Source organism: Streptomyces sp. NPDC090088, from assembly GCF_044747345.1.
Classification (GTDB): Bacteria; Actinomycetota; Actinomycetes; order Streptomycetales; family Streptomycetaceae; genus Streptomyces.
In genome coordinates this window covers 1,560,319-1,581,268 of record NZ_JBIVDZ010000001.1, presented here as the reverse complement: position 1 = coordinate 1,581,268, position 20,950 = coordinate 1,560,319, and the positions used below count along the sequence as shown (strand labels likewise).

22 protein-coding genes and 1 pseudogene are annotated in these 20,950 nt (G+C 72.8%); 9 read left to right on the top strand and 14 right to left on the bottom strand.

The features are described 5' to 3' along the window. Positions 1-243 precede the first annotated feature (243 nt). Positions 244-975, bottom strand: a complete 732-nt coding sequence (locus ACIPSJ_RS07000) for a VIT1/CCC1 transporter family protein (protein WP_401344147.1) — start codon at positions 973-975, stop codon at positions 244-246. Positions 976-1,271: 296 nt separating this feature from the next. Here ACIPSJ_RS07000 and ACIPSJ_RS06995 point away from each other — a divergent pair. The 7 genes and pseudogenes from ACIPSJ_RS06995 to ACIPSJ_RS06965 form a co-directional block, all read left to right on the top strand. Continuing rightward, positions 1,272-2,259, top strand: a pseudogene (locus ACIPSJ_RS06995) (ADP-ribosylglycohydrolase family protein); the annotation flags it as partial. A 184-nt stretch (positions 2,260-2,443) separates the two neighbouring features. Further along, positions 2,444-3,934, top strand: coding sequence for an ADP-ribosylglycohydrolase family protein (locus ACIPSJ_RS06990; RefSeq protein WP_401344145.1), 1,491 nt, complete (start codon positions 2,444-2,446; stop codon positions 3,932-3,934). Positions 3,935-3,942: 8 nt separating this feature from the next. After that, positions 3,943-5,118, top strand: coding sequence for an ADP-ribosylglycohydrolase family protein (locus ACIPSJ_RS06985; protein ID WP_401344143.1), 1,176 nt, complete (start codon positions 3,943-3,945; stop codon positions 5,116-5,118). Then, positions 5,106-6,608: an ADP-ribosylglycohydrolase family protein gene (locus ACIPSJ_RS06980; protein ID WP_401344141.1), complete on the top strand. Its 1,503-nt coding sequence runs from the start codon at positions 5,106-5,108 to the stop codon at positions 6,606-6,608. The genes ACIPSJ_RS06985 and ACIPSJ_RS06980 overlap by 13 nt, the downstream gene beginning before the upstream one ends. Beyond that, positions 6,605-7,498, top strand: a complete 894-nt coding sequence (gene rbsK / locus ACIPSJ_RS06975; protein WP_401344139.1) for a ribokinase — start codon at positions 6,605-6,607, stop codon at positions 7,496-7,498. Before ACIPSJ_RS06980 ends, rbsK begins: the two co-directional genes overlap by 4 nt. 26 nt (positions 7,499-7,524) lie before the next feature. Further along, positions 7,525-8,727, top strand: coding sequence for a CaiB/BaiF CoA transferase family protein (locus ACIPSJ_RS06970; protein ID WP_401344137.1), 1,203 nt, complete (start codon positions 7,525-7,527; stop codon positions 8,725-8,727). Beyond that, positions 8,724-9,560: an HpcH/HpaI aldolase/citrate lyase family protein gene (locus ACIPSJ_RS06965; RefSeq protein WP_401344135.1), complete on the top strand. Its 837-nt coding sequence runs from the start codon at positions 8,724-8,726 to the stop codon at positions 9,558-9,560. Before ACIPSJ_RS06970 ends, ACIPSJ_RS06965 begins: the two co-directional genes overlap by 4 nt. 93 nt (positions 9,561-9,653) lie before the next feature. On the opposite strand, the gene lgt is transcribed toward ACIPSJ_RS06965, so the two are convergent. From lgt to hisI, 11 genes are all read right to left on the bottom strand, one after another. After that, entirely contained in the window at positions 9,654-10,658 is a 1,005-nt protein-coding gene (gene lgt, locus ACIPSJ_RS06960) for a prolipoprotein diacylglyceryl transferase (protein WP_401344133.1), read from the bottom strand. Positions 10,659-10,750: 92 nt separating this feature from the next. Next, complete coding sequence (locus ACIPSJ_RS06955; RefSeq protein ID WP_401344131.1) at positions 10,751-11,527, bottom strand: DsbA family protein; 777 nt, start codon at positions 11,525-11,527, stop codon at positions 10,751-10,753. Positions 11,528-11,626: 99 nt separating this feature from the next. Beyond that, a complete protein-coding gene (gene trpA / locus ACIPSJ_RS06950) occupies positions 11,627-12,445 on the bottom strand; it encodes a tryptophan synthase subunit alpha (protein ID WP_401344129.1) in 819 nt (272 codons plus the stop codon). Then, complete coding sequence (trpB, locus tag ACIPSJ_RS06945) at positions 12,442-13,725, bottom strand: tryptophan synthase subunit beta (protein ID WP_359209739.1); 1,284 nt, start codon at positions 13,723-13,725, stop codon at positions 12,442-12,444. The genes trpA and trpB overlap by 4 nt, the downstream gene beginning before the upstream one ends. Before the next feature lie 77 nt (positions 13,726-13,802). Then, entirely contained in the window at positions 13,803-14,003 is a 201-nt protein-coding gene (trpM, locus tag ACIPSJ_RS06940; protein WP_401344127.1) for a tryptophan biosynthesis modulator TrpM, read from the bottom strand. Between the two features lie 21 nt (positions 14,004-14,024). Further along, complete coding sequence (gene trpC, locus ACIPSJ_RS06935) at positions 14,025-14,834, bottom strand: indole-3-glycerol phosphate synthase TrpC (protein ID WP_401344125.1); 810 nt, start codon at positions 14,832-14,834, stop codon at positions 14,025-14,027. 148 nt (positions 14,835-14,982) lie between these two features. After that, positions 14,983-15,432, bottom strand: a complete 450-nt coding sequence (locus ACIPSJ_RS06930) for a DUF2752 domain-containing protein (RefSeq protein WP_355707995.1) — start codon at positions 15,430-15,432, stop codon at positions 14,983-14,985. 78 nt (positions 15,433-15,510) lie between these two features. Then, positions 15,511-15,771, bottom strand: coding sequence for an HGxxPAAW family protein (locus ACIPSJ_RS06925; RefSeq protein ID WP_355707993.1), 261 nt, complete (start codon positions 15,769-15,771; stop codon positions 15,511-15,513). 232 nt (positions 15,772-16,003) lie between these two features. Continuing rightward, positions 16,004-16,648 carry a TIGR02234 family membrane protein gene (locus ACIPSJ_RS06920; protein WP_359209732.1) on the bottom strand — a complete coding sequence of 215 codons (645 nt, stop codon included), beginning with the start codon at positions 16,646-16,648 and terminating at the stop codon, positions 16,004-16,006. A gap of 61 nt (positions 16,649-16,709) precedes the next feature. Further along, a complete protein-coding gene (locus ACIPSJ_RS06915) occupies positions 16,710-18,197 on the bottom strand; it encodes an anthranilate synthase component I (protein WP_401344123.1) in 1,488 nt (495 codons plus the stop codon). 11 nt (positions 18,198-18,208) lie between these two features. Beyond that, on the bottom strand, positions 18,209-18,649 hold the full coding sequence (hisI, locus tag ACIPSJ_RS06910) for a phosphoribosyl-AMP cyclohydrolase (RefSeq protein WP_355707987.1): 441 nt from the start codon (positions 18,647-18,649) through the stop codon (positions 18,209-18,211). A 73-nt stretch (positions 18,650-18,722) separates the two neighbouring features. On the opposite strand from hisI, the gene ACIPSJ_RS06905 reads away from it, so the two are divergent. After that, complete coding sequence (locus tag ACIPSJ_RS06905; protein ID WP_355707985.1) at positions 18,723-19,358, top strand: TIGR03085 family metal-binding protein; 636 nt, start codon at positions 18,723-18,725, stop codon at positions 19,356-19,358. Between the two features lie 10 nt (positions 19,359-19,368). Further along, positions 19,369-19,767: a VOC family protein gene (locus tag ACIPSJ_RS06900; RefSeq protein ID WP_401344121.1), complete on the top strand. Its 399-nt coding sequence runs from the start codon at positions 19,369-19,371 to the stop codon at positions 19,765-19,767. Positions 19,768-19,771: 4 nt separating this feature from the next. Here ACIPSJ_RS06900 and hisF read toward each other — a convergent pair whose 3' ends face one another. Further along, positions 19,772-20,527 (bottom strand): imidazole glycerol phosphate synthase subunit HisF, encoded by a 756-nt coding sequence (hisF, locus tag ACIPSJ_RS06895; protein WP_359209719.1) that lies wholly within the window; start codon positions 20,525-20,527, stop codon positions 19,772-19,774. A gap of 25 nt (positions 20,528-20,552) precedes the next feature. Continuing rightward, a complete protein-coding gene (locus tag ACIPSJ_RS06890; RefSeq protein ID WP_359209716.1) occupies positions 20,553-20,945 on the bottom strand; it encodes a RidA family protein in 393 nt (130 codons plus the stop codon). Positions 20,946-20,950: the final 5 nt, after the last annotated feature.

Genomic DNA, 20,950 nt, shown 5'->3' with positions numbered 1-20,950 from the left:
ACATGCGGACGCCGTAGGGGTTTACGGCGGGGTACCGCGCAAAGCGGTGAAGGTGGTGGGGGACCGATCCGGACAGATCCGTGTCCATCGGTCCGCAGGGGCGGGGGTGAGCGTCGCGCCACCCCACAGGTGCAAGGCAGGCTTCATTGCCTGCGGCGCTTACGGCTCATGCCCAGTGGTTAAGCATTCGAAACCAGCGAGTAACGGGTACTTATGCGGCCCAACGCATAGCTACCAGTCGCCCTATCCTACGGCCGTCCCGAACAGGGTGCCCAGGGCGTACGTCACACCGGCCGCCGCACCGCCCAGCGCGAGCTGTCGCAGACCGCTGAACCACCAGCTCCGCGCGGTCACCTTGGCCACCACGGCACCACAGCCGAACAGCCCGGCGAGCGCCAGCAGCAGGGCGGGCCAGAGCGCGGTCGCGCCGAGCAGGAACGGCAGCACGGGCAGCAGCGCGCCCAGCGCGAACGACCCGAAGGACGAGACGGCGGCGACCAGCGGCGAGGGCAGGTCGCCGGGATCGATGCCCAGCTCTTCCCTGGCATGTATCTCCAGCGCCTGCTCGGGGTCGGCGGACAGCTGCCGGGCGACCTCCCGGGCCAGCGCCGGCTCGACGCCCCTCGCCTCGTACAGCGCGGCCAGCTCGGCCTCCTCGTCCTGCGGGTGCTTGCGCAGCTCCCGCCGCTCGACGTCCAGCTCGGCCTCGACCAGCTCGCGCTGCGAGGCGACGGAGGTGTACTCGCCGGCGGCCATCGAGAAGGCGCCGGCGGCAAGACCCGCGAGCCCGGTGATCACGACGGTCTGATGACCGACGGCCCCGCCGGCCACACCGGTCATCAGGGCGAGGTTGGAGACCAGTCCGTCCATGGCGCCGAAGACGGCGGGCCGCAGCCAGCCCCCGTTCACATCCCGGTGGGTGTGGTTGTCGCGGTGGGCTTCGTGCAGTGTCGCCTGGGTCTCGATGACGGCCATGAAGGGTCCCCCAAAAGGTCTCGCGTACGCCTCGAATAAGCTGAGGCAAAGCTAAGTTTGGACAAGTTCTATCTTTCGACAACGCTGACGTTACGCCCCGACATTCCCCTCCGCCAGCAAGGAAAGGCTCGGCTAACCTGCGGTTTTGCCGCTTTCCGCTCACACGTGCGAGGGGCTGCACATATGTCGACCGGGTGATGTGGAGGCCGGTCAGGCTGCGGTCAACCGCCGTTGGTGGGACACATCCGCAAACGGTTCCGCGCCTCGCGCGAAGCCCCTCCCGGAGAGGCCCGCCCATGTCATCGATCGTCTGCACCCCGCCGGTCCCCACCCCCGACGAGCGCGCCCCCGAGCTGCACGACCGGGCGCGGGGCGCGCTGCTGGGCCTGGCCGTGGGGGACGCGCTCGGGGCGCCGGCGGAGAACATGAAGCCCTCCGAGATCCGCGCCCGCTGGGGCCGCATCACGGGATACGTCACCGACACCCCCGCCGGTACGGACGACACCGAGTACGCGATCTTCTCCGGCCTCCTCCTCGCCCGGCACGGCTCGGCCCTCACCCCGGCCCATGTCGAGGCGGCCTGGCACGAGTGGATCGCCGACCGTGCCGAGGGCCCCTTCAAGGGCGCCGGCTTCAGCGAACGCGGCACCCTGGAGAACCTCCGCCGGGGCCTGGCCGCCCCCATCTCCGCCCAGCACCGGCACGCCTGGAGCGACGGCCTGGCCATGCGGGCGGCCCCCTTCGGTGTCTTCGCCGCCGGCCGCCCCGCCGAGGCGGCCCGGCTCGTCGCCGTCGACGGCTCGGTGAGCCACGAGGGCGAGGGCATCTACGGCGGCCAGGCGGTGGCGGCGGGGGTCGCGGCGGCGATGGCGGGGGCGCCGCCCACGTCGGTGGTCGCGGCCGCCCTCGCGGTGATCCCGGACGACTCCTGGACGGCCCGCTCCCTGCGCCGGGCCGTCTCGGTCGCCCACCGCGGCGAACGGGCGGTCCGCTCCGCCGTCGTCATCGGCGGCTACCCCTGGACCGACCTGGCCCCCGAGGCGGTAGCCCTGGCCTTCGGCGCGTACGCGGCGGCGGACGGCGACTTCCGCGACGCGGTGCTGACGGCCGTCAACATGGGGCGCGACGCGGACACCACGGCCGCGGTGGCCGGCGCCCTGGCCGGTGCGACCCGGGGAGCGGCGGCGATCCCGGAGGAGTGGGGAGCGGCGATCGGCCCGGTCCGCGGAAGCTGCCTGCCGTCAATGGCCGGACACCACGTCCTGGAGGTGGCCGACCTGCTGAGAGCAACAGCTTCGGGCCAGACCGACGCACGCTCCACGACACCGACGGTTCTGCCGACCGAGCCCCCCATCGCCATCCCTACGGAGCCGAACCCCACCACGTCAGCAGCACTCCTGCCGACCGAACCACACCCCCAACCGCCCCTCCCCCTCCCGACCGAGCCGCGCCCTGCCACGTCAGCAGCATGTCTGCCGACCGAGCCGCACCCCGCCACACCGGCACTCCCGCCAACCGAACCTCATCCCCAGCCACCCACCCTCATCCCGACCGAACCACACCCCCAACCACCCACCCTCATCCCGACCGAACCACACCCCCAACCACCCACCCTCATCCCGACCGAACCACACCCCCAACCACCCGTCCCCATCCCCGTCGAACCGCGCCCTGCCACGCCGGCCCTTCTGCCGACCGAGGCACCTGCCGCACCCGTCCCCGCCGAACCGCAACCCCTGGCGCCCGCCTTGCTGCCGACCGAGTCGGGTGGTGGGCGGACGAGGGGTCGGGGGTCCAGGGGGCGGAGTCCGCTGGGGGTCGGCTGTGGCGAGGGGCTTCGGTGAACCGGCGTCGTATCGAGGGGCTGCTGCTCGGCCTCGCCGCGGGGGACGCCGCCGGCTGGCCCTCCGCCCGGCACCGCGCGTCCCGGATGCCCGAGTGGACCCGCCGCCTCACCCGCGAACTCGACACCTTCGCGGAGCACAACGCGACCACCACCCTCCCCGTCCCCATCGCCCTCAACCAGCCCCCCGAGCCCCTCCGCCTCGGCCCCTCCGACGACGCCGAGTGGGCGGCCTTCGCCGCGGAAGCGGTGCTGCGCGCCGGCGACGACACCGTCCTCGGCGACCTCAGCCGTGAACTCCGTACCCGCGCCGCCATCGACCTCACCTGGACCGCCGTGGCCTCCGAGGTCGCCGCCGCGGCCGAACGCGCCCCGGAGATCGAGTCGGCCGTGCTCCCCCTGCGCGCCCGCATCTCCGTCCGCGCCGGCCTCGGCAACCTCGCCACCGGCCTGCGCCCGCCCGCCACCGGCCACGACAACCCGCACTACTTCGACGACGCCGCCTGCGTCCGCGCCTGCGCCCTCGCCGTCGCCCACCCCGGCGACCCCCAACGCGCCGCCGACCTCGCCGAGTTCGACGCCCGCTACACCCAGGACGGCGACGGAGTCCACGGCGCCCGCGCCATGGCGGCGGCCATCGCCCTCGCCCTGGTCGGCGCCGAGGTCGAGACCTGCGTGGCCGCGGCCCTCGCCGAACTCCCCGAGTCCACCGAGATCGGCCGCAACGCCCGGCACGCCCTGACCCTCACCGGCGCGGCGGACACCGCGTTCGCCGTCATCCCCCTGCTCGAACACCAAATCGTCGACCACGTCTACAGCTACGGCATCGCCGCCGCCGAGACCGTCCCGGTCGCCCTCGCCCTCGCCACGGCCTCCCGAGGCCGGATCGCCGAGGCCGTACCCGCCGCCGCGTGCCTGTCGAGGGTCGCCGACTCGGCCCCCGCCCTGGCCGGCGCCCTCACCGGCGCCCTCGGCGGCGGCGCGGCCGTCCCCGCGCCCTGGCGGGACGCCTGCCGCACCCTCTCCGGCTGCGCCCTCCCCCGCCTCACCGGTACCGACCTCGTGGAACTCGCCGAACTCCTGGAAGCCACACAACCGGCCCGTCCAGGTGGATGATTCGGTGCATGACGCCCAAAGGAGAAGAAAGCGCCGGAGCTTCGCTCGACGAACGGATCACCGGAGCGCTCGTCGGAGCCGCCGTCGGGGACGCCCTCGGCGGACCCGTCGAGGGCTACTCCCCCGACCAGATCCTCGAACGCCACGGCGGCCGCGTGCACGGCGTCGTCGGCCCCTGGAACGGCGACGCCTGGCGCACCGCCCGCCCGATCGCGCCGTACCACAAGGGCGACGGCCACGTCACCGACGACACCTTGATGACCCATGCGCTGGTACGGGTGTACGACCGCGTCCGCGACCACCTCGACGCGTACGCCGTCGCCGACCACCTGGTCCCCGACCTGATGACCAACCCCCGCTGGATCCCGGAGCTGGAGACGGAGACCATCCCCCTGCACCGGATCTTCCTCGCGGAGAAGTGGCTCGCGGCCCGTCTCCACTACGGCCACGTCGATCCCCGCGAGGCCGGCGTCGGCAACATCGTCAACTGCGGTGCGGCGATGTACATGGCCCCGGTCGGCCTGGTCAACGCGGCGAACCCGCGGGCCGCGTACGCCGAGGCGCTGGATGTCGCGGGCGCCCACCAGTCGTCGTACGGCAGGGAGGCGGCGGGCGTCTTCGCGGCGGCGGTGGCGGCGGCCGCGGCACCGGGCGCGACCCCGGACTCGGTCGTGGCCGCGGCCCTGTCGCTGGCGAAGGACGGCACCCGGACCGCGATCGAACAGGTCTGTGAAGTGGCCTCGTGCCACGGCGACTTCGAGTCGGCGCTCACGCCCCTGCGCGAGGCGGTCGCCCCCTACGACACGGTCGGCCCCGACTACCGGTCCCCCTCCCTCGGCGCCCGCCGCCCGTCCCGCCTGCACGCCATCGAGGAACTCCCCGTCGCCCTGGGCATGTTGCTGGTGGCCGACGGCGACTACCGGCAGGCGGTGCTCGGTTCCGTCAACTACGGCCGGGACTGCGACTCGATCGCGACGATGGCGGGCGCGATCGCCGGTGCGCTCGGCTCCGCCGTACCGGAGGAGTGGTCGAAGCGGGTGGCCGAGGCGAGCCGCCTCGACCTCTGGGAACCGCCGCGCGCGCTGGCCGCGGTGACCCGGGAGATCCACGCCCGCGACGTCGGGCGCCGGCGCGCCCACGAGGAGTCCTTCGCCCGCCTCGGAGGCCCGAGTTGCTCCGACTGACCTGGGTCCAGCCGGAGGACCTGCTCGGCCACGAGCTGCGGCAGGCACGGCAGGACGGACGGGAGCCGGCGGCGATCGCTGCGCGCTGGCGGGCGGCGGGCGGCGCGGACGCGCCGAGCCGCGCGGGCGCGTCACCGGACCGGGCGTCCCGCTATCTCCGCCGCCTCGCGGAAGACCTCCTCGACGAACTCGCGGACCTGCCGAGCAGGTTGGACGAGCCGACGGATCTGGCCGAGATCAAGGCGCTGTGTCCCGACTGGCCGTCGTACGGCTGCGCCCCGGTGGGGGCTGATCGCGCAGTTCCCCGCGCCCCTGACGGGGCGCTGCCCAGCCGCGTCCTGTATACCCAGCTGCGGGCAGGCGTGCCGCAGGGCGGCACGGGTGGGCGCAGCGACACCCTGCCAGCGCCGGTAAGCGTCCCCACCTCCGCCCCCACCCCCCGCGCATACCAGGCCGCCTGGCTCGGCCGAGCCGTCGGGTGTCTGCTCGGCAAACCCGTCGAGAAGCTTCCGCTGCACGCGATCCGCGAACTCGCCCGCGCCACCGGCAACTGGCCGCTGAACCACTACTTCACCGCCCACGGAGTCCCCGCCGAACTCCTCTCCGCCCATCCCTGGAACCGCCGCTCGGCCCCCACCTCCCTCGCCGAGAACATCGACGGCATGCCCGAGGACGACGATCTCAACTACCCCCTCCTCAACGTCCTCCTGCTCCAACGCCACGGCCGCGCCTTCACCACCGCCGACGTGGCACGGCTCTGGCTCGACGAGCTGCCCGCCGGCCGTACCTTCACCGCGGAGCGCGTCGCCTACCGCAATCTGCTCTCCGGCATCGAGCCCCCGCACACCGCCCGCCACCGCAACCCCTTCCGCGAATGGATCGGCGCGCTGATCCGTGCCGACGTGCACGGCTGGACCAATCCCGGTGATCCGGCGGCGGCGGCCGGGCAGGCACACCGCGACGCGACCCTCACGCACACCGCCAACGGCGTCTACGCGGCGATGTTCACGGCGGCCGTCATCGCCACCGCCGCCACGGGAACCCACGACGTGCACGCCTGTCTGCGCGCCGGCCGTTCCGTCGTGCCGCCCCGCTCGCGCCTCGCCGCCGCGCTCGACCACGCGATCCGGCTCGCGGAGACCCACGAGGACTTCGAGACGGTCGTGGACGAACTCCACCGCGCCCACTCCGCCACCCACCACTGGGTGCACGCCATCCCCAACACCGCCCTGATCGCCGCCGCCCTCACCCACGCGGACGGCGACTTCACCGGCTCCGTCTGCCGTGCGGTGAGCGGCGGTTGGGACACCGACTCGAACGGCGCGACGGCCGGTTCCGTCGCCGGGCTGCTCGCGGGCGACCCCGCCGCCCTGCCCGACCGCTGGACCGTCCCGCTCAAGAACCGGCTCGCCACCTCGGTCGCCGGCTTCGACGGCACCGGCTTCGACACCCTCGCCCATCTCACCCACCTGGAGGCGACCCGCCCATGACCCATATCGCCGTACTGGGCAGCACGAACATGGACCTCGTCGCCTACGCCGAGCGGGCCCCACACCTCGGCGAGACCGTGACCGGACGGGACTTCCGTACGATCCCCGGCGGCAAGGGCGCCAACCAGGCGATCGCCGCCGCCCGCGCCGGCGCCACCGTCTCGATGATCGGCGCGGTCGGCCACGACTCCTACGGCGCCCGGCTGCGCGAGACCCTCGAACACTCCGGCGTGGACACCGACTCGCTGCGCACGATCGAGTGCGCCTCCGGCACCGCGCACATCGTCGTCGACGACCAGGGCGGCAACGCGATCGTGGTGGTCCCCGGCGCCAACGGCACCGTCGACCACCTCGCCCCCGGCGACGAGGGGGTCATCGCCTCCGCCGACCGGCTCCTCCTCCAGCTGGAGATCCCGCTGCCGGCGGTCGTGGCCGGCGCGCAGGCCGCCCGCCGGCACGGCGTGCACACCATCCTCACCCCGTCGCCCGTCCGCCCCCTGCCGCCCGAACTCCTCGACAACATCGACCTGATGGTGGCCAACGAGCGCGAGGCCGCCGCCCTCACCGACCGCGCCGACCCGCGCGACGCGGCCGCCGCCCTGCTCGACCTGGTGCCCCAGGTCGTCGTCACCCTCGGCGCGGCCGGCAGCCTCTACCTCACCCGCGACGCCCAGCCCCTCGTCATCCCCGCGCCCCGGGTGACCACCGTCGACTCGACGGGCGCGGGCGACACCTTCGTCGGCGCCCTCGCGGTGGCCCTGTCCGAGGAGAAACCGGTCCGGGAGGCCCTGTCCTGGGCGGCCGCCGCGGCCGCGCTGGCCGTACAGCGGGAGGGCGCGTCGACCTCGATGCCGTACCGCCCGGAGATCGAGGCGCAGTACACGGCATGAGGACGACAACCATGAGGACGACGACCATGAGTACGAACCCCCAGCCCCAGCCTCTCGCCGGACTGCGCGTCCTCGATCTCGCCACGCTCTTCGCGGGGCCGCTCGCCGCCACCCTGCTCGGCGACTTCGGTGCCGAGGTCATCAAGGTCGAGCACCCGGGCAAGCCCGATCCCTCCCGGGGCCACGGCCCGGCCAAGCAGGGCGTCGGCCTGTGGTGGAAGCTGCTCGGCCGCAACAAGCGCGCCATCACCCTCGACCTGTCCAAACGCGGCGGCCGTGCCACCCTGCTCCGGCTCGCCGCCACCGCGGACGTCATCATCGAGAACTTCCGCCCGGGCACCCTGGAGAAGTGGGACCTCGGCTGGGCGGAGCTCTCCGCCGCCAACCCCCGCCTGGTCCTGACCCGGGTCACCGCCTTCGGCCAGTTCGGGCCCTACGCCCACCGCCCCGGCTTCGGCACCCTCGCCGAGGCGATGAGCGGCTTCGCGGCGATCACCGGCGAACCGGACGCGCCCCCGGTGCTGCCGCCGTTCGGTCTCGCCGACTCCATCGCGGCGCTCGCGACCGCGTACGCCGTCATGACCGCGCTCGCCGCCCGGGACCGCACCGGCGAGGGCCAGGTCGTCGACATGGCGATCATCGAGCCGATCCTGACCGTCCTCGGCCCCCAGCCCATCTGGTACGACCAGCTCGGCTACGTCCAGGAGCGCACCGGCAACCGGTCCGCCAACAACGCCCCGCGCAACACCTACCGCACGGCGGACGGGGACTGGGTCGCCGTCTCCACCTCGGCCCAGTCGATCGCGGAACGCGTGCTGCGGCTGGTCGGGCGTCCGGAGCTGATCGACGAGCCGTGGTTCGCGACCGGCGCCGGCCGGGCCGCGCACGCCGACGTCCTCGACGCGGCCGTCGGCGACTGGGTGGCCGTCCGCTCCCGTGCCGAGGTGCTGGCCGAGTTCGAGAAGGCGGAGGCGGCGGTGGCCCCCATCCAGGACGTCCGGGACGTCATGGAGGACCCGCAGTACCAGGCGCTGGACACGATCACCACGGTCGCCGACCCCGAACTGGGCCCCCTGCGCATGCAGAACGTCCTCTTCCGGCTCTCGGCCACTCCCGGCGCGATCCGCTGGACCGGCCGCCCGCACGGCGCCGACACGGACGAGGTCCTCACCGAACTGGGCCTGACCGAGGCCCAGCGGCAGGCGCTGCGCGCGGAGGGCGCCGTATGACCACCTGCCGCAAGACCACCGCCCCCTTCCCGCTGACCTGGCTGTACGTCCCCGGTGACCGGCCGCATGTGGTCGCCAAGGCGCTGGTCTCCGGCGCGGACGTGGTGGTGATCGACCTGGAGGACGCGGTCGCCCCCGACCGCAAGGACTGCGCCCGCGCCGCCACCGCCGACCTCCTCGCCCACCCGCAGCCGGTCCCGGTCCACGTCCGGATCAACGGTCTCGACACCCCCTGGGCACAGACCGACATCCAGGCCCTGCTCGGCCTCCCCGGCCTCGACGGGCTGCGCCTGCCCAAGGTGACCAGCCCCGACGGCATCCGCCGCCTCGCCGACCGGACCGCCGCCCTGCCCCTCTACGCCCTCCTCGAATCGGCCCTCGGCATCGAGCACGCCTACGCCATCGCCACCGCCCACCCCGCCCTGCGCGGCATCTCCCTCGGCGAGGCGGACCTCCGGGCCGACCTGGGCGTACGGGACGACCTCGGCCTCGACTGGTGCCGCTCCCGGATCGTGGTCGCCGCCCGGGCGGCGGGGCTCGCCCCGCCGCCCCAGTCGGTCCACCCCGACACCCGTGACCTGGGCGGCCTGGCCGCCTCCTGCGCCCACGGCCGCGCCCTGGGCTTCCTGGGCCGCGCCGCCATCCACCCCCGCCAGCTCCCGATCATCGAACGGGCCTACCTCCCCACCGAGGCGGAAGTGGAGCAAGCCGAGACCATCATCAAGGCAGCCACCACGGAACAGGGCGCCCAGGCCCTCCCCGACGGCAGCTTCATCGACGCGGCAGTGGTCGCCACGGCCCGCAGAACCCTCTCCCTGCTCAACCGCAGGTGATCTCGCGGTGCCGGACTCGCCGAGGCCGGCGGCCCGCATGCGAAGAGGGCGCCCGGTCAGTTCCGGGCGCCCTCTTCGTCGTATCGCGGCAGGTCAGCTCTTCTTGGTCCCCGACCCGGCCTCGTCCTTGATCTCGTCCTTGACCTCGTCGGTCTCGTCGGTCTCGTCGGTCTTGGCCACGGGTTCGTCCTCGGAAGGCTCCGCCTCGGGAGCCTTCTCGGCCTCGACGGCCTCGGTCTCACCGTCGGCCGCACTGTCACCGTCGGTCTCACCGTCGGCGGCGGCCGGCTCGACCACCGTCTCCCGGCCCGGCCGCTTCTTCGCGGAGAGCACCATGTACAGCACGGCGAGCAGGAACACGATCATCGCGGTCCAGTCGTTGAGCCGCAGACCGAGGATGTGGTGGGCGTCGTCGACGCGCATGTACTCGATCCAGCCCCGGCCCACGCAGTACGCGGCGACGTACAGCGCGAACGCCCGCCCGTGGCCCAGCGTGAAGCGCCGGTCGGCCCAGATGACGAGGAAGGCGACCCCGATGCACCACAGCGACTCGTACAGGAAGGTCGGGTGGTAGTAGCCCGGGACCCGGCCGCCCTCGGAGGAGGTGATGTGCAGAGCCCACGGAAGGTGGGTCTCGCGGCCGTACAGCTCCTGGTTGAACCAGTTCCCCCAGCGGCCGCAGGCCTGGGCCAGGGCGATGCCGGGGGCGATGGCGTCGGCGTACGCCGGGAGCGGGATGCCCCGGCGCCGGCAGCCGATCCAGGCGCCCACCGCGCCGAGCGCGATCGCGCCCCAGATACCGAGGCCGCCCTGCCAGACCTTGAACGCGTCGACCCAGTCACGGCCCTCGCTGAAGTACAGCTCGTAGTCCGTGATCACGTGGTAGAGACGCCCGCCGACCAGGCCGAACGGTACGGCCCAGACGGCGATGTCGGCCACGGTGCCGGCTCGCCCGCCCCGGGCGATCCAGCGCTTGTTTCCGAGCCAGACGGCTACGAAGACACCGATGATGATGCAGAACGCGTAGCCGCGCAGCGGGATGGGTCCGAGGTGGATCACTCCGCGCGAAGGGCTGGGAATGTAGGCAAGATATTCCATGGCAGGGTCGACGCTACCGTGCCGGACCGGGCCGACGGCAACCAGCCCGGCTACGGCTCCATAACAGGGGCGTGAGAAACGCTTACCGCCGCCTACCCCTTGTTCGCGTCCTCGACCAGCTGCTTCAGCTTGGCCGGGGTCATCGTCTGGTCCTGGTAGATGTTCTTGCCGTCGAGCAGGACGGTCGGGGTGCCACCGAACTTGCCGGCCTGGAAGGCCTGGTTGGACTTGACGACCCAGGCGTTGTGCGTGCCGTCGTTGACACACTTCTCGAAGGCCGGGGTGACCAGGCCGTCGACCTTGCCGGCCAGCTCGATCAGCTTGGCGTCGCCGGCGAACGCGTCGTCGGTCTCCTTGGGCTGGTTCTCGTACAGCACGTCGTGGAAGTCGCGGAACTTGCCCGCGTCCTGGGCGCAGGCCGCCGCGTTGGCCGCGTGCCGGGAGCCGCTGCCGCCGAGGTTGCCGTCGATCAGCGTGGCCAGGTGGTACTCGATTCTGAGCTTGCCGGAGTCGACCAGTTCGTGGAGCGTCGGACGGTACGCCGTCTCGAAGGCCTGGCAGGCCGGGCAGCGGAAGTCCTCCCAGATGGTGAGCGTCGCCTTGGCGTCGTCCTTGCCGACCGGGATCGCGAGGCTGTCCTTGCCCTGCGCGCCCGAGGGCGCCACGACCGGGCCGGAGCTCTCGCTGTTCTTGTCCTTGCCCGCGTTCGCGGCGATGATGCCGATCACCGCGGCCAGGCCCAGGACGCAGACGACGCTCGCGCCGACGATCAGCGCGCGCCGTCGCCGCTCCGCGGCCTTCTGCTTCTCGCGCTCGGCCGCCAGCCGCTCGCGGGCCATCCGCTTTCCGTCACGATTCTTCTCGCTCACACCCCCAGAACGAACCGGGGAGGCGCACCGCGCCTCCCCGGTCCCAGGTCCACCCGTTCGAGTGACCGAATGTTCTGTCATGCCTGACGTGCCCGAGGGTCACGCCTGTCCGCGCACGCCCTTCGCCAGGTCCCCGGCCAGCTCGCGCACGGCCGCCACACCGGCCGCGTGGTCCGGCGCGTCCAGCATCCGCTTCACGAAGGCCGACCCGACGATCACCCCGTCGGCGAACCCGGCGACCTCGGCGGCCTGGGTCGCGTCGGAGACGCCGAGGCCGACGCAGACGGGCAGCCCGGTGCCGGTGCCCCGGGTGCGCTCGACCAGGTTCTGGGCCTGCGTGCCGACCGATTCACGCGTACCGGTGACCCCCATCAGCGAGGCCGCGTAGACGAAGCCGCTGCCCGCCGCCGTGATCGTGGCGAGCCGCTCGTCCTTGCTGCTCGGCGCCACGACGAAGACCGTCGCGAGGCCGTGCTTCTCGGCGTGCTCCCGCCACAGCGCCGACTCCTGGACCGGCAGGTCGGGCAGGATGCAGCCCGCGCCGCCCGCCTCGGCCAGCTCGGCGGTGAAGCGCTCGACGCCGTAGCGGTCGATGGGGTTCCAGTACGTCATGACGAGGATCGGCCTGCCGGTGGCCTCGTAGGCCTCCCTGACCGTGCGCATGACGTCCGCGATCCTGACGCCGCCGCGCAGGGCGATGTCGTCGGCGGTCTGGATGACCGGGCCGTCCAGGACCGGGTCGCTGTGCGGCAGCCCGACCTCGACGACGTCGGCGCCGCCGTCCAGGACGGCCTTGATCGCCTCGATGCCGCCGTCCACGGTCGGGAACCCGGCCGGGAGGTAGGCGATGAGCGCGGCCCGGCCCTCGGCCTTGGCACCGGCGAGGGTGTCGTTCAGCAGTTGGATGTTCCCGCTCACTTGGCGTCCCCCTCGATCTCGGCGGTGGCGGTGGCGTCGGCGGCCACCTCGGCGTCGGTGTCGTACAGCCCGAAGTAGCGCGCGGCGGTGTCCATGTCCTTGTCGCCGCGGCCGGACAGGTTGACGACGATCAGCCCGTCCTTGCCCAGCTCCCTGCCGACCTCCAGGGCGCCGGCGAGGGCGTGGGCGCTCTCGATGGCCGGGATGATGCCCTCGGTGCGGGAGAGCAGGCGCAGGGCCTGCATCGCCGCGTCGTCGGTGACCGCGCGGTACTCGCCGCGGCCGGAGTCCTTGAGGTAGGAGTGCTCCGGGCCGATGCCGGGGTAGTCCAGACCGGCGGAGATCGAGTACGGCTCGGTGATCTGGCCCTCGTCGTCCTGGAGGACGTAGGACCGGGAGCCGTGCAGGATGCCGGGCTCGCCGGCGGTGAGGGTGGCCGCGTGCTCGCCGGTCTCGATGCCGTGCCCCGCGGGTTCGCAGCCGATGAGGCGGACGTCCGCGTCGGGGATGAAGGCGTGGAAGAGGCCGATGGCGTTGGAGCCGCCGCCGACGCAGGCGATCGCCGCGTCGGGCAGGCGCCCCGCGCGCTCCAGGATCTGGCGGCGGGCCTCGACGCCGATCACCCGGTGGAAGTCGCGGACCATGGCCGGGAAGGGGTGCGGTCCGGCGACCGTACCGAAGAGGTAGTGGGTGTGGTCGACGTTCGCCACCCAGTCGCGGAACGCCTCGTTGATGGCGTCCTTGAGGGTGCGGCTGCCGGACTTCACGGCGATGACCTCGGCGCCGAGCATCCGCATCCGGGCCACGTTGAGGGCCTGGCGCTGGGTGTCGATCTCGCCCATGTAGATGGTGCAGTCGAGGCCGAACAGCGCGCAGGCGGTGGCGGTGGCGACGCCGTGCTGGCCGGCGCCGGTCTCCGCGATCACCCGGGTCTTGCCCATGCGCTTGGTGAGCAGGGCCTGGCCGAGCACGTTGTTGATCTTGTGCGAGCCGGTGTGGTTCAGGTCCTCGCGCTTGAGGAAGATCCGGGCGCCGCCCGCGTGTTCCGCGAAGCGGGGAACCTCGGTGAGGGAGCTGGGGCGGCCGGTGTAGTGGACCATCAGGTCGTCGAGCTCGCGGGCGAACTCGGGGTCGTGCTTGGCCTTGTCGTACTCGACGGCGACCTCGTCCACGGCGGCGACGAGGGCCTCCGGGATGAACTTGCCGCCGAATGCGCCGAAGTAGCCCTCGGCGCTGGGCACCTGGCCGGTGGGGTCAGGGAAGAAGAAATCGCTGGGCATGCCGATACCTCACGGTGAGTGCCGATGAAAAACACTGTTCGCCGTGGGAGCGGGGGTGTGTTCGTGACTGCGGGCCGTCAGTGGCTTGTCACGCAGTTCCCCGCGCCCCTGAAGGGGCGCTGCCATCGGCGGCCGTTCACCTGTCCCGGTTCGTCGCCGATGACGTAGCGGACCCGGCGGCCGTGCACACGGCGGGCCGGGGCGCGGCAACCGCGGGGACGGCAGCCGCGCGCCAGGCGGGCGTACCGGTCCACTGCTGTCGTCACCGTGAGAGTCATCGGGTTCAGCCTAGCGGGTGATCAGGGGCGGCCGTGCCGGAGTGCCGGGTGTTCGCCCGCCGCCACCAGGTCGGCCACGGCGGACTTGGGGTCGCGGCCGGTGACCAGGGACTCGCCGACCAGGACGGCGTCGGCGCCGGCGTTGGCGTAGGCGATCAGGTCGTGCGGGCCGCGGACGCCGGACTCGGCGATCTTGACGATGTGGTCGGGGATCTCCGGGGCGACCCGCTCGAAGGTGGTGCGGTCGACCTCCAGGGTCTTCAGGTTGCGCGCGTTGACGCCGATCACCTTGGCGCCCGCGTCCACCGCGCGCTCGACCTCGTCCTCGTCGTGGACCTCCACGAGCGGGGTGAGGCCGATGGACTCGGCACGCTCGATCAGCGACTCCAGGGCCGGCTGGTCGAGGGCGGCGACGATCAGCAGCGCGAGGTCGGCGCCGTACGCGCGGGCCTCCCACAGCTGGTACGACGTGACGATGAAGTCCTTGCGCAGCACCGGGATGTCCACCCGGGCCCGGACCGCCTCCAGGTCGGCCAGCGAGCCGCCGAAGCGGCGCTGCTCGGTCAGGACCGAGATGACGGCCGCGCCGCCCGCCTCGTAGTCCGCGGCCAGCCCGGCCGGGTCGGCGATCGCGGCCAGCGCGCCCTTGGACGGGCTGGAGCGCTTGACCTCACAGATGACCTTGACGCCCTCACCGCGCAGCGCGGCCACACCGTCCTTGGCGGCGGGCGCCTTCGCCGCGCGCTCCTTGAGCTCGTCGAGGCTGACGCGCGCCTGCCGTTCCGCGAGGTCGGCACGGACTCCGTCGATGATCTCGTCGAGCACACTCACGCGAGCGGCCCCCTTCCGGACGGTTCTTTCCAGCGGTCACATCCCATGGGTCCGAAAACTCATGGTCACCTGCGATGGTATCCGCAGGACGGCACTGGCCTCGCATCGAGTTGACGCCGGTCCCACTACCTGGACGTTCGCCAGTCGATCAAGGATGCAACCAGCCACCGAACGGCAGGTTCCGGACAACGGTGAAGACCAGCACCAACGCGCCCAGCGTCCACATCTGCACCGGCCTGAGCACGATCCGGGCGGGCCGGCCGCGCACCGCGCGCACCACCCAGACGGTCCACACGACGGCGAAGGCCAGATAGGCGACCACACCGGCCGCGTTGTCCCGCAGCGCGGCCAGGAGATCCCCGTGGACGAACGCGTGCGCGCTGCGCAGGCCGCCGCAGCCGGGGCAGTACAGGCCGGTGAACCGGTACAGCGGGCAGACCGGGTAGTGGCCGGGCTGGTTGGGGTCGACGGTCCCGACGTAGGCGAAGGCACCGACGACCGCGCCGAGCACGGAGACGGGCACGGCGAGCCGGCCCCGCAGGGAGGGCATGGCCGGCGGGACGGCTGCGCGCTGGATGTCGGCGTTCACGCCTCGCATTGTGCCCCGTACCGTCGGCACACGCGCGTGAGGGGCGCCCCCGATCTCTCGGGAGCGCCCCTCAGGAAGCCTCGCGGGTCAGCTCTCGGCGCCGACCGGCTCGCGGGTGGCGGCGGCCGGCGTGGTGTAGGAGAGCGCGGCGGCCTGCTTCGGCTGGCCGAGACCCATGGAGCGCATGATCATGCCGACCACACCGCCGAGGACCACGATCACCATGCCGGCCCAGAAGCCGAGCGGCTGGGCCATCACCATGAAGGCGCCCGCGACGCAGAAACCGATGAAGGCGATGGTGACGCCGGTCCAGGCGGCCGGGGTGTGACCGTGGCTGCTGCCCGCCATGACTTGCTCCTCGTTGCTCGTACGTGTCCTTCCGGACGCTCGTCCTCCATTGTCCCGTACGCGTACCCGTGCCGGACGCGGGGGTGGCGTCTGATTCGCCACATCGACTGAACCGCCCCGTCAGCTGGAGCGCCCCGATAGGGGCGCGGGGCTGTGTTCGATATGCGGCTCCGCCGCGTGGGCGCGACCAGCCCCCACGCACCCGCAGCCGACCGACAACCCGTTCTCGGTCTCACGCCCCCGTAGGGTCCTCGCCCCGGTCCAGCGCCTTCCAGATGTCCTCGGGCCGGTCCGGATCCACCGGCTTCGGCGCCCGGCGCGGCCGCTCCGCCCCCGTACCCCGCTCGTAACGCCCGGACATCGCGGGCCACAGCCGTCCGTAGCGCAGCGCCAGCAACCCCGCGACCAGGATCAGCGCACCGCCCGCCGCGGCGACGTACGGCCAGCCGGTGTGGCTGAGCGCGGCGACCGTCGCGGAGGTGTCACCGCTGGCCTGCGCGGCCTTCTCGTCGAGCGCGGAGTCGTCGGAGGCGCCCAGCAGGGCCGCGGCGAGGATGCCGGCGCCGGAGAGCGCGAGCAGCCCGGAGACCACGAAGCGGCCGGCCCTGCGGACGGCGAAGACGGCGACGAGCGCGGCGAGGCCCACTATGGCGAGGGCCGCGGGGACGCCCGTGACGTCGCTGCCCTTGGCGGTCAGCGGGAAGTCGCCGCCGGCCACCGTCGCGGTGCCCTCGGCCCAGCGCTGCCGGGTGGACAGCAGGGCCACGGCCGCGCCGAGCGCGCCGAACAGCAGCGCCACGGCAAGGCTGCGGCGGCCGGAGCGCTCGGGTGCGGCGGCTTCGGATGTGGGGTGAGGAACAGCAGTCACGTACTCCACTATCGCCTGAACCCCGGGCGAACGGTCACCCGGGGTCGCGTGAGAAGCGCCCCACTCGCCCCTACTCGCCCTGCGCGCCCAGTCTGTTGGCCGTGTGCACGGCCCGCAGCACCGCCGCCGCCTTGTTGCGGCACTCCTGGTCCTCGGCGACCGGGTCGGAGTCGGCGACGATACCGGCGCCGGCCTGCACATACGCCGTGCCGTCCCGCAGCAGGGCGGTGCGGATGGCGATGGCGGTGTCGGAGTCGCCGGCGAAGTCGAGGTAGCCGACGCAGCCGCCGTACAGCCCCCTTCGGGAGGGCTCCAGTTCGTCGATGATCTGCATGGCCCGGGGCTTGGGGGCGCCGGAGAGGGTGCCGGCCGGGAAGCAGGCGGTGAGGACGTCGAAGGCGGTGCGGCCCTCGGCGACCTTCCCGGTGACCGTCGAGACGATGTGCATGACGTGCGAGTACCGCTCGACGGACATGAAGTCGACGACCTCGACGGAGCCGGGCTCGCAGACCCGGCCCAGGTCGTTGCGCCCGAGGTCGACGAGCATCAGGTGCTCGGCGCGCTCCTTGGGGTCGGCCATCAGCTCGTCGGCGAGGGCCTGGTCCTCCTGCGGGGTGGCCCCGCGCGGGCGGGTGCCGGCGATGGGGTGCACCATGGCCTGCCCCGCCTCGACCTTGACGAGCGCCTCCGGGCTGGACCCCACGACGTCGAAGCCGTCGAAGCGGAAGAGGTACATGTACGGCGACGGGTTGGTGGCCCGCAGGACGCGGTAGACGTCCAGCGCGCTCGCCGTGCACGGCGTCTCGAAGCGCTGGGAGGGGACGACCTGGAAGGCCTCGCCCGCGCGGATGCGCTCCTTGATGTCCTCGACGGCCACCTGGAAGTCGGGGCCGCCCCACAGGGCGGTGTACTCGGGGAGTTCGGAGGGCGGCAGGACGGCGGGCGGCTGGGCGACCGCGCGGGAGAGGTCCCGCTCCATCGCGTCCAGCCGGGCCACGGCGTCGGCGTGGGCCTCGTCGACGCCCGTGTCGAGGTCGTTGTGGTTGATCGCGTTGGCGATCAGGAGGACCGAGCCCTCCCAGTGGTCCATGACGGCCAGGTCGCTGGTGAGCAGCATGGTGAGCTCGGGCAGTGCGAGGTCGTCCCGCTCGCCCGGGCCGATCTTCTCCAGGCGGCGCACGATGTCGTAGCCGAGGTAGCCGACCATGCCGCCGGTGAAGGGCGGGAGGTCCTGGTCGTGCGGGGTGTGCAGGGCCTCGATGGTGGCGCGCAGGGCGGCCAGCGGATCGCCCTCGGCCGGGACGCCGACGGGCGGGGCGCCGAGCCAGTGGGCCTGGCCGTCCCGGGCGGTGAGGGTGGCCGAGGAGCGGACGCCCACGAAGGAGTACCGGGACCAGGAGCGGCCGTTCTCGGCGGACTCCAGCAGGAAGGTGCCGGGGCGCTCGGCGGCGAGCTTGCGGTAGAGCGCGACCGGGGTGTCGCCGTCGGCGAGGAGCTTGCGGGTGACCGGGATGACGCGCCGGTCGGTCGCCAGCTTGCGGAAGGTCTCGAGGTCCATGGCGGCAGACCTTACTGATCCGAGGCGGGTGTGCCGGAACCGGCGCCCTCGTGGGCGTGCTCGACGTCCTTGAGGAGCACGTCGGCGTCGAAGCAGGTGCGGTCGCCGGTGTGGCAGGCGGCGCCCACCTGGTCGACCTTGACCAGCAGGGTGTCGGCGTCGCAGTCGAGCGCGACCGACTTGACCCACTGGAAGTGACCGGAGGTGTCGCCCTTGACCCAGTACTCCCGGCGGCTGCGCGACCAGTAGGTGCAGCGGCCGGTGGTGAGGGTCCGGTGCAGCGCCTCGTCGTCCATCCAGCCGAGCATCAGCACCTCGCCGGTGTCGTACTGCTGGGCGATGGCGGGCAGGAGGCCGTCGGCGCTGCGCTTGAGGCGGGCGGCGATCTCCGGGGCGAGGCCACTGGACGGGGGTGTACCCGTCGTACCGGTCGTACTGGTCATGGGTGCCATTGTGCCGCGCCGCACCGACAGTCACGGTCCGTGTCCACTGTCCGGACGCTGGGTGTGGCCGTAGGCTGGCGGTATGTCGACCTTCGCCAAGCGTGAACGGCTTCTGCTCGCCGACCTCTTGGAGACCGCCGGTCCCGAGGCGCCGACCCTCTGCGAGGGCTGGCTGACCCGTGATCTGGCCGCGCACGTGGTGGTGCGCGAGCGCCGGCCGGACGCGGCCGGGGGCACCCTGATCAAGCAGCTCGCGCCGCGCCTGGAGAAGGTGATGGCGGAGTTCGCCGCGAAGCCGTACGAGGAGCTGATCCAGCTGATCCGTACCGGCCCGCCGCGGTTCTCGCCCTTCCAGCTCAAGCAGGTGGACGAGGCCGCCAACACGGTGGAGTTCTACGTCCACACGGAGGACGTCCGCCGGGCCCAGCCGGACTGGTCGGCGCGCGAGCTGGACCCCGTCTTCCAGGACGCCCTGTGGGCTCGGCTGGAGCGCACCGCGCGGCTGCTGGGCCGGGGGGTGCCGACCGGTCTCGTCCTGCGCCGCCCGGACGGCCAGACGGCGGTCGCGCACCGGGGAGCCCCCGTGGTGACGGTGACGGGCGAGCCCTCCGAGCTGCTGATGTTCGCCTTCGGCCGGCAGAACGCGGCGAAGGTCGAGGTGGACGGCGACGAGAACGCGATCGCCAAGCTGCACGACTCCAGGCAGCTGGGCATCTGAGGAGCGCGCGGTGATCAAGGTCGCGATGACGAGTGTCTACGTCGACGACGTGACCAGGGCGCACGCCTTCTACACCGACGTCCTCGGCTTCGAGACCCGCACCCGCCTCGACCTGGGCGGCGGCACCCTGTTCGTCACGGTCGGCGCGCCGGGCGGCGCCCAGCAGGACCTCCAGCTGCTCCTGGAGCCGGGCCAGGGCCCCATCGCGGAGCCGTACCGCAAGGCCGTCTACGAGGCGGGGCTCCCGGCGATCGTCTTCTCGGTGGACGACATCCACACGGAGTACGAGCGGCTGCGCGCCCTCGGTGTCCGGTTCGCGCACGAGCCGCAGGAGCAGGGCCCGGTGATCGCGGCCGTCCTGGACGACACGGTCGGCAACCTGATCCAGCTGGCCCAGCCCAAGGGCTGACCGGCTAGCGCACGGGGTGCCCGGCCTCCCGCAGCGCCTGCTTCACCTCGCCGATGCGCAGGTCGCCGAAGTGGAAGACGGAGGCGGCGAGGACCGCGTCCGCGCCCGCGCCGACGGCCGGGGCGAAGTCGGCCAGCTTGCCGGCGCCGCCGGAGGCGATGACCGGGACCGTGACGTGCTTGCGGACGGCCGTGATCATCTCCAGGTCGTAGCCGTCCTTGGTGCCGTCCGCGTCCATGGAGTTGAGCAGGATCTCGCCGGCGCCGAGTTCGGCGGCCCGGTGGGCCCACTCGACCGCGTCGATGCCGGTGCCGCGGCGGCCGCCGTGGGTGGTGACCTCGAAGGAGCCCGCCTCGGTGCGGCGGGCGTCGACGGAGAGGACCAGTACCTGGCGGCCGAAGCGCTCCGCGATCTCACGGATGAGGTCGGGGCGGGCGATCGCCGCCGTGTTGACGCCCACCTTGTCGGCGCCGGCCCGCAGCAGCTTGTCGACGTCCTCGGCGGTGCGCACACCGCCGCCCACCGTCAGCGGGATGAACACCTGCTCGGCGGTGCGGCGCACCACGTCGTAGGTGGTCTCCCGGTTGCCGGAGGACGCGGTGATGTCCAGGAAGGTCAGCTCGTCGGCGCCTTCCGCGTCGTACACCTTGGCCATCTCGACCGGGTCGCCCGCGTCGCGCAGGTTCTGGAAGTTGACACCCTTGACGACCCGGCCGTTGTCCACGTCCAGGCAGGGGATGACTCGGACCGCCAGGGTCATGAATCCACGGCTCCTCTGTATGCCTCTAGCCTCGGAAGGCTTCCAGTTCGACTTCCACCAGGATGCGCGGGTCGACGAAACCCTCCACCACCAGCAGGGTGGACACCGGGCGCACCCCGTCGAAGATCTCCTTGTGGGCCCGGCCCACCGCGTCCACGTCCCGGACGTGGGTCAGGTACATCCGTGTGCGGATCACCGACTCGGGTCCGAGCCCGAACTCGGCGATCGCCTCCAGGGCCGCGGTGAAGGCCACCTTGGCCTGCTCGTACGGGTCGCCCTCCCCGTACAGCACCGTGCCCTTGAAGGACGTCGTACCGCCCACCACGACCCGGTCGCCCGCCGCCACGGCGCGGGCGAAACCGAAGGACTCTTCCCAGGGACTTCCGCTCTGCGCGCGCCGCACGGCATCGGACGTCATCGCAC